This is a genomic window from Streptomyces sp. NPDC012510, assembly GCF_042955065.1.
Lineage (GTDB): Bacteria > Actinomycetota > Actinomycetes > Streptomycetales > Streptomycetaceae > Streptomyces.
The window spans coordinates 1-1,148 of the sequence record NZ_JBIBEN010000100.1 but is presented as its reverse complement, the minus strand read 5'-3'; the positions used below and the strand labels follow the sequence as shown (position 1 = coordinate 1,148).

General features: G+C 65.5%; 1 protein-coding gene and 1 pseudogene. Both read left to right on the top strand.

The window, feature by feature from the left end; translation table 11 throughout:
- A partial coding sequence (locus ACFY9I_RS42600) for an IS5 family transposase (protein ID WP_391012940.1) occupies positions 1–497 on the top strand: 497 nt, incomplete at its 5' end.
- Positions 498–679: 182 nt separating this feature from the next.
- Positions 680–1,148 (top strand): annotated as a pseudogene (locus tag ACFY9I_RS42595) (DUF3427 domain-containing protein); the annotation flags it as partial.

Sequence of the window (1,148 nt, the reverse complement as noted above, 5' to 3'; positions counted from 1 at the left end):
CGGACGATCACGCCCTCGGACGATCCCGAGGAGGACTGACCACCAAGATCCACCTCGCCTGCGACGGCCGCGGCCGTCCCCTCGCCGTCCTGCTCACCCCAGGTGAACGCCACGACAGCGTCTGCGCACGTCCCCTCCTGGAACGGATCCGGGTCCCGCGCACCGGCCTCGGCCGCCCGCGCTGCAGACCCGACCAGGTCGTCGCCGACAAGGCCTACAGCTCCCGAGGCTTACGTTCCTACCTGCGTAATCGCGGCATCGCGTGCACCATCCCAGAGAAGAACGATCAGCAGCGACACCGCCGCAACCGCGGTCGCCGCGGCGGTCGGCCACCGGCGTTCGACCGGCAGATCTACCGCCGACGCAACGTCGTCGAGCGCTGTTTCAACCGTCTCAAGGGCTTCCGCGGCATCGCCACCAGGTACGACAAGACCGCCACCTCGTACGAGGCAGCGGTCAGTCTCGCGTCACTCCTGCTCTGGGCAAGATCCGTTTGAAGACGGACCCTAGTAGGACTATCTGACCAGAGGGCACTGACAATGCCCTCCGGCGGACGTCTGAGCGGTGGCTGTTACAACTGGTCGCAGTGCAACGAGTGATCGAGGGGGCCTGGGTGGTTCAGCCAAGGGATCTGTCTCAGCCTGTCGCGGGTGTGTATGAGGAGCTCATCACCGAGGGGATGCAGGCGCAGATCGACCAGTTGGACTCGGCTGGGTGGAAGCCGATTCATACGGAGGTCAGTGCTGAGTCGTCGCCGCATGTGCTGGCGCGGTACATCGGGGAGGCTGTAGGGCGTCGGTTGGCTCAGTTGCCGCATGACAAGCGGGTCGCCGCAGCCAACCAGGTCATGGAGTCGCTGATCAGCAGCGTGCCGGATGCGGAGGTAGACGGTGCGCTGACTGCTCTTGTTGAGGGTCCGCGGCAGCTCTTGGCGCTGGCTGAGCATGAGGCCCCTGGCGTCTATGCCATCAGGCCCTTGACGCCGCTCTCAGAGACCGCGCTGATCACTAACGCGCCGGATGATCCAAGTTTGGGTGCGGAACTGCGGGCAGAGCTCGCCACGGCTGACCGCGTGGACCTGCTCTGCGCGTTTGTGAAGTGGTACGGGATAAGAGTGCTGGAGGACTCCCTCCGCGCGGCCAAGGAGC